The 6,855-nt window shown below is 62.5% G+C and carries 8 protein-coding genes; 4 read left to right on the forward strand and 4 right to left on the reverse strand.

Annotation, left to right across the window (positions count from 1 at the left end; all coding sequences use genetic code 11):
* The coding region (locus ABW043_RS02035) for an Hsp70 family protein (protein ID WP_353919578.1) at nt 1-413 on the reverse strand (413 nt) is incomplete at its 3' end.
* Between the two features lie 232 nt (nt 414-645).
* Nucleotides 646-978 carry a hypothetical protein gene (locus ABW043_RS02040; RefSeq protein ID WP_353919579.1) on the reverse strand — a complete coding sequence of 111 codons (333 nt, stop codon included), beginning with the start codon at nt 976-978 and terminating at the stop codon, nt 646-648.
* 216 nt (nt 979-1,194) lie between these two features.
* Here ABW043_RS02040 and pabB point away from each other — a divergent pair, with 216 nt between their 5' ends.
* Genes pabB through ABW043_RS02055 form a run of 3 tightly spaced genes read left to right on the forward strand, consistent with a single transcriptional unit; the run spans nt 1,195 to nt 3,982 of the window.
* Entirely contained in the window at nt 1,195-2,961 is a 1,767-nt protein-coding gene (gene pabB / locus ABW043_RS02045) for an aminodeoxychorismate synthase component I (RefSeq protein WP_353919580.1), read from the forward strand.
* Nucleotides 2,958-3,593, forward strand: coding sequence for a bifunctional nicotinamidase/pyrazinamidase (gene pncA / locus ABW043_RS02050; protein ID WP_353919581.1), 636 nt, complete (start codon nt 2,958-2,960; stop codon nt 3,591-3,593). Before pabB ends, pncA begins: the two co-directional genes overlap by 4 nt.
* Nucleotides 3,590-3,982 carry a GFA family protein gene (locus ABW043_RS02055; protein ID WP_353919582.1) on the forward strand — a complete coding sequence of 131 codons (393 nt, stop codon included), beginning with the start codon at nt 3,590-3,592 and terminating at the stop codon, nt 3,980-3,982. The genes pncA and ABW043_RS02055 overlap by 4 nt, the downstream gene beginning before the upstream one ends.
* 55 nt (nt 3,983-4,037) lie before the next feature.
* On the opposite strand, the gene grpE is transcribed toward ABW043_RS02055, so the two are convergent.
* Together grpE and hrcA are read right to left on the reverse strand one after the other, a co-directional pair.
* Complete coding sequence (gene grpE / locus ABW043_RS02060) at nt 4,038-4,619, reverse strand: nucleotide exchange factor GrpE (protein WP_353919583.1); 582 nt, start codon at nt 4,617-4,619, stop codon at nt 4,038-4,040.
* A gap of 72 nt (nt 4,620-4,691) precedes the next feature.
* Nucleotides 4,692-5,768, reverse strand: coding sequence for a heat-inducible transcriptional repressor HrcA (hrcA, locus tag ABW043_RS02065; RefSeq protein ID WP_353919584.1), 1,077 nt, complete (start codon nt 5,766-5,768; stop codon nt 4,692-4,694).
* Between the two features lie 252 nt (nt 5,769-6,020).
* Here hrcA and rph point away from each other — a divergent pair, with 252 nt between their 5' ends.
* A complete protein-coding gene (rph, locus tag ABW043_RS02070; protein ID WP_353919585.1) occupies nt 6,021-6,737 on the forward strand; it encodes a ribonuclease PH in 717 nt (238 codons plus the stop codon).
* Nucleotides 6,738-6,855 lie beyond the last annotated feature (118 nt).

Genomic DNA, 6,855 nt, shown 5'->3' on the forward strand with positions numbered 1-6,855 from the left:
GCCTGGGTGACGGTCTCGCCGAGATAGGCTTCGGCGGTTTCCTTCATCTTCTGCAGGATCATGGCCGAGACCTGGCTCGGGGAGAACTTGTCGCCCGAAGCTTCGACCCATGCGTCGCCATTGTCGGCAGACACGATCTTGAAGGGGACGAGGTTCTTGTCCTTGGCCACGACCTTGTCGTCATAACGACGGCCGATCAGGCGCTTGACGGCGAACAGCGTGCCTTCGGGATTGGTCACGGCCTGGCGCTTGGCTGGCTGGCCGACAAGGCGCTCGCCATCCTTGGAGAAAGCGACCATGGACGGGGTCGTCCGGGCGCCTTCGGCATTTTCGATCACTTTGGGATTGCTGCCGTCCATGACGGCGACGCAGCTATTGGTTGTACCGAGGTCGATACCAATGACTTTTGCCATAAAATTAGCCTCTCTTTATAGCGAACCATCTAGCGAGACCCTTTTTGCAAAGCAGCCTCTGTGCCCTGAAGGGGCCTGGTCCCTCGTAGGTTGATTTGCCCCGTGCGGGGCCTCGGGGCGTATATAGGGGGGTGCGCTTGGGGCTTCAAGCGCGTCGGCGGCCAGAAACGCCCAGAAATACCTTTGCCGGAAAGAAAGGCGCCGCCCCGAAGCGAGGCAGCGCCAACCTAAATCAGTCGGTAATCGTGTAGGAACCGAGTTCGCAGATGTCGATACCGGGTTCGATCAGTTCGGCGCCGCTGTCCATCACGAACTTGAAGTCATAGATGCACTCTTCCGAGCCATCGCCGATGGTCACGTTGCCATTATAGCCAGACTCGAGCGTGCCGCTGTCGCCGAGGAGGTCATAGCCCCAATTGTTGTCATTGCTCGGCGAGGTGTAAAAATAGTGCAGCGCCTGCGAGCTCTCGTTGATCAGCGTGAATTCACCGGTCTGCGCGGCGGCCGGCGCGACGCCAGCCACTAGTGCCAGGGCGGCGAAGGCGCCCAGCAGTTCGGTCTTCATGAAAATGCCCTCAAACCGGACGCACTCCGCACCCGGACCGACACTATCTGCCACGCCGCAATTTTTCCGCCAAGAGGCGTAGGGACCTGGATTCTGCCAAAACCACCAACGCAGCACCTCCCCTTTGATGGGGGAGGATGGGAGGGGGTGATGGGGGCCACGATCTTCGCGAAATCCCTCTTCGCCCCCGCGTGCAAACCCACTAAAACCCCTCCCATGTTTACATCAGGCACCGTGCTCCTGCACGACAACCTCAATCCCCACGGCCAGAGCCGCCTCTTTTCCGAGCCGAAAGAGGTGCTTTGCGCCTATGACGCCGAGACCGCCCGCAAGGCGCTAGGCCGCCTCGCCGAAGCGGGGAAACAAGGTCTTTGGGCCGCCGGCTACTTTGCCTACGAACTCGGTTTCTTGTTCGAGGAGCGCCTGGAACGGCACCTGCCGGAGCGCAGCGAAACCCCGCTCCTCTGGTTTGGCCTCTATGATGGGCCAAGGCCTTTCGCCGGTCTCCCCGAAGCGCCCGACGGCACAGCCGAAAATCTCGCCCCCGCAACAAGCTTCGCCGACTATGCATCCGCCTTCGCCGCCATAAAAACCTACATCGCGGCCGGCGACACCTACCAGGTCAACCTCACCTTCCAGGCCCAGTTCCAGCTTTCGGGCTCCCCCCTCGGCCTCTACCGCCGTCTCGCCCAGAGCCAAAAGACCGCCTACGGCGCCTATATCGACGCCGGCGATCATTTTGTCCTGTCCCGCTCGCCCGAACTCTTCGTCTCCGGCACCGGCGACACGCTCATGGCTCGCCCGATGAAAGGCACCCTTCCCCGTGCTCCCCTCGCGAGCCAGGACGCCGCCGACCGCGCGGCCCTCGCCAATGACGAAAAGAACCGCGCCGAAAACCTGATGATCGTCGATCTCCTGCGCAACGATCTCGGCCGTATCGCCGAAATCGGCTCGGTGAACGTGACCGACCTCTTCACGGTCGAAACCTATTCCACCCTCCACACCATGACCTCGGGCATCACGGCGAAACGCCGCCACAATGTGACCATGCTGGAAATCCTCGAAAACCTCTTCCCCTGCGGTTCGATCACCGGCGCCCCAAAACTGCGCGCCATGGAAATCATCCACGAAGTCGAGCCTTTGCCCCGCGGCCTCTATACCGGCTCCGTCGGCTACATCGCCCCCAATGGCGATTTCGCCTTTAACGTTGCCATCCGCACCGCCGTCATCGATTCCTCTGGCAAGGGTACCATCGGCATCGGCGGCGGCATTGTCGCTGACAGCCTCGCCCAATCCGAATACGACGAGGCCCTGCTGAAATTGCGCTTCCTCAGCGACCCCGCCCCGCCCGTAACCCTGATCGAGACCATAAAATGGTCGCCCGCCGAAGGCTTTGTCCTCCTCGGCCGCCACCTCGCCCGCTTGCTTGCGTCCGCCGCCTATTTCGGCCTCAAGGCTGACGCCGCCGAAGCCACCACGCGCCTCATCGCCGAGAGTGCAAATTGGACCGCCCCCATGCGCGTCCGCCTCACCCTTTCGGACACCGGCATCGAAATCACCGCCGTCCCCCTGCCGCCAAACCCGGAAAAATTCCGCTTCATCATCGCGGCTGAAACCCTAGACTCCACCTCGGTCTGGCTCGCCCACAAAACCACCAACCGCGCCTTTTACGATTCTCCCCGAATCGCCGCCCACGACACCTTTGGCGTCGACGAAGTCGTCTTCCTCAACGAGCGCGGTGAACTCACCGAGGGTTCGATCACCAATATTTTCGTCCAGCGAGATGGCCGGTTACTGACCCCCGCGCTTTCCTCCGGTCTCCTCCCCGGCACGCTCCGCGCCGAACTCATCGAGACCGGCAAGGCGGAAGAAGCCATTCTCACCCTTGCCGATCTGGCTGCTGCCGATGCAATCTTCCTTGGCAATTCCGTGCGCGGCCTCATCCGCGCCGAGCTTTTCCAATCAGAGGATGCCGCCCCATGACACTCTCCATCGGCCCCGAAGACGTGCTCGTCGTCGTCGATGTGCAATATGACTTTCTGCCCGGCGGCAATCTGGCCGTATCGGGCGGCGATGAAATCGTGCCCCTGATCAACGCGCTCGCCAAAAAGTTCAAACACGTCGTCTTCACCCAGGACTGGCACCCGGCCGATCACATTTCCTTTGCCAGCAATCACCCCGGCAAGGCGCCCTTCGACACCGTCGAACTCGAATACGGCACCCAGGTCCTCTGGCCCGACCACTGCGTCTGGCAGACCCGCGGCGCCGAACTCTCGGCCGATCTCGATATCCCCCACGCCCAGCTCACCATCCGCAAGGGCCACAACCGCGCCATCGATTCCTATTCCGGTTTCCAGGAAGCCGACGGGGAAACGCTCACGGGCCTCGCCGGTTATCTCAACGAACACGATGTCGGTCGCCTCTTCGTTGTCGGCCTTGCCACCGACTTCTGCGTCGCCTGGACCGCTCTCGACGGCGCCGCTGGCGGCTTTGACGTGACCGTCATCGAAGACGCGACGCGCGCCATCGATACCAATGGATCGCTCGAAAAGGCCTGGGCCGACCTCAAGGAGGCCGGGGTCGAGCGCATCATGAGCCGCGAAATCCTCGGATGATCACGGGCAGTTGCCATTGCGGGGCGGTGCACTGGCGCTTCGAGTCGGAGCCCGACGCCGCCACGGCCTGCAATTGCACCAGTTGCCGCCGCTATGGCGCCCTCTGGATCTATGGCTGGCAGGACGAAGACGTCTTCGTCTCCGGCCCGACGACGGCCTATCTCCGCGGCCATATGGTTCTGGGCTTCCACTTCTGCCCCACCTGCGGCTGCATGGCCTATTGGCGCTCGGTCGATACCGGGCCCGATGGCCGCCGCCGTATCGCGGTCAATGTGCGCCTCGCTGAACCCGAAGCCGTCGCCGCCATCCCCATCCAGAAATTCGATGGCCTCCATAGCTTCGACGACCTCCCCCGCGATGGCCGCCGGGTAACCGATCTCTGGTTCTGAACAAACAAAAAGGGCGCCTCGCGGCGCCCCTTTCAAACTTCAAAACCCAAGACAATCAGACGTTCTTGTCGACGCCCTCGGCCGCCGGCGTAGCCCCGCCGCCCTTGGCGACGCCAACCATGGCCGGCCGCAGCACGCGATCGCCAATGGCAAAGCCTTCCTGAACCACCTGCACGACCGTACCTTCCGGCACGCTCGGGTTGGGCACTTCGAACATGGCCTGGTGCTTGTTCGGATCAAACTTCTGGCCGGCCGCTTCGATCGGCTTGACGCCATGCTTGCCCAGGAGGCGCTGCATTTCGCGCTCGGCAAGCTCCAGCCCCTCGATGAGGCTTTTGAGCGTGCCTTCAGCCGTCGCCCGGGTTTCCTCGGGGATCACCAGCAGCGCGCGGCTCAGCGCGTCGGTGGCGCTCAGCATGTCGCGGGCAAAGCCGGCAATGGCATAGGAACGGGTATCTGCCACGTCGCGCTCGGTGCGCTTGCGCAGGTTTTCCATCTCGGCATGCGTGCGCAGCACGCGGTCCTTCAGCTCGGTGTTTTCCGCGAGCAGGGCCTCGACGGGATCGACCTCCGGCGTTTCGGTGGCCGGGATTTCGGTCTCCGGCGTTTCGCCCTGGGCGGCGTTCTCGTCGCTCATCATGTTTCCATGGCCTCGATTACAAAAAGTTTCGTCCCGCATATCGGCCAGAACGGAGCGCATTTCAATAGTTCAGCGCTTTCTCGCCATCAGGCGCGTCAGCACATTGGCCGTATAGTCCACCACCGGCACGATCCGCGCATAGTTCAGTCGCGTCGGCCCGATCACCCCGAGCACGCCAATCACCTTATCATTGGCATCCTTATAGGGCGAAAGAATCACCGAAGACCCCGAAAGCGAAAACAGCTTGTTCTCAGAGCCGATGAAAATGCGCACCCCCTGTCCCTTTTCCGCGTCGCCCAGCAGTTCCAGCAGCCCGTCCTTGCTCTCAAGCTCGTCGAACAACTGCCGCATGCGCTCAAGCTCGTCGCTCGCCATGGCGTCATTGAGGAGGTTCGCCCGCCCGCGCACGATCACCCGCGGCGCCGAAGCCGGGCTGTCCTGCACCAGCGTCGCAATGCCATCATCGACCAGTTTCTGGGTCAGCTCATCGAGCTCGGCCCGTTGCTCCATCCGCCGCTCGTCCAGCGCTTTCCGCGCCTCGGCCAGCGTCCGGCCCACAACATAGTTGGCTAAATAATTGCTCGCCTGCTGCAGCGCCGCAACCGTAAAGCCCGGCGGCAGTTCCAGAATGCGGTTCTCCACCTGCCCATCGTCGCCGACGAGAATCGCCATGGCGCGTGAATTGTCGAGCCGCACGAATTCGACATGCCGCATCACCATGTCGGCCTTGGTGGCGATCACCAGCCCCGCGCCCTGGCTCAAGCCAGAGAGCAGCGAACTGGCTTCGGTCAGCAGATCCTCCACCTGCCGCCGCCCCGTATGGCCTTCGATATGTTGGGCAATGCTGCGCTTCTCGCTTTCATTGACCGCGCCAACCTCGAGCATGGAATCAACGAAAAACCGCAGCCCCTGCTGCGTCGGTTGCCGTCCGGCAGAAGTATGCGGCGCCGCAATCAGCCCCAGATCCTCAAGGTCCGCCATCACATTGCGCACCGAAGCGGGCGAAAGCTCGGTCTGCAACAGCCGCGAAAGATCGCGCGATCCCACCGGCAGCCCGGTGTCGAGATAGCGCTCCACCAGCCGCCTGAAAATTTCCTGGCTGCGCGAATTGAGAACGCTCAGAAATTCGTCGTGCGGATGAACCATGGTGTTTGTCAGAGTGTGGGGGGATTCATGTCAGGGCAAGGCGAAAATGGCGATGTTTGAGCACCGGAAGCGCAGAAGATCGGCCTTTGCAGCCCGGCATCACCTGAATCCCCACCACCCTTAAATCAAATTGTCGGCCTTAACCTTGCTCCCTCATTTAAGCGTTCAGTGCAAGGGCGGTAAGCGGCGCAGCGCTTGTTCCGCGAGGCTAGGAAGGTTAAGAGGCGGTAAATAGCAAAACGAGACCAAAGCATGCGGCCTTCCGGACGCGCCCCTGATGCAATGCGGGCTGTCACCATCGAGCGCAACGTCGCCATGAAAGCCGAAGGCTCCTGCCTCATCGCTTTCGGCAATACCAAGGTGCTCTGCACGGCTTCGGTCGAAACCAGCCTTCCCGGCTGGCTGCGCGGCAAGGGCCAGGGCTGGGTCACGGCCGAGTATGGCATGCTGCCCCGCGCCACCGGCACCCGCACCCGCCGTGAAGCCACTGCCGGCAAGCAGTCCGGCCGCACGCAGGAAATTCAACGCCTCATCGGCCGCTCGCTCCGCGCCGTGGTCGACCTGACCGCGCTCGGCGAATCCCAGATCACCCTCGATTGCGACGTGCTCGAAGCCGATGGCGGCACCCGCACCGCGTCCATCACCGGCGCCTATGTCGCCCTCGTCGATGCCATCAAATGGCTCGAAGAGCGCAAGCTGACCAAGGGCCCAGTGCTGAAAGATTCGGTCGCCGCCATTTCCTGCGGCATCTATCGTGGCGCTCCTGTGCTCGATCTTGACTATCTCGAAGACGTCGAAGCCGAAACCGACGCCAATTTCGTCATGACCGGCTCCGGCAAATTCGTCGAAATCCAGGGCACCGCCGAAGGCGCCCCGTTTGATCGCGCCGAACTCGAAGCGCTGATGAACCTCGCCGGCAAGGGCATTTCGGAACTGACGCTCCTGCAACAGGCGGCGCTCGAAGCATGAGCATTTTCAGTCTGTTGAAGAAGGCCCCCTCACCCGCCGGCCAGTCCGGCGACCTCTCCCCCGAGGGAGAGGTGTCGCTACGCGACGGGGAGCCGCCCCACCTCTCCCTTCGGGGGAG

This window comes from Devosia sp. (assembly GCF_040509215.1).
Lineage (GTDB): Bacteria > Pseudomonadota > Alphaproteobacteria > Rhizobiales > Devosiaceae > Devosia.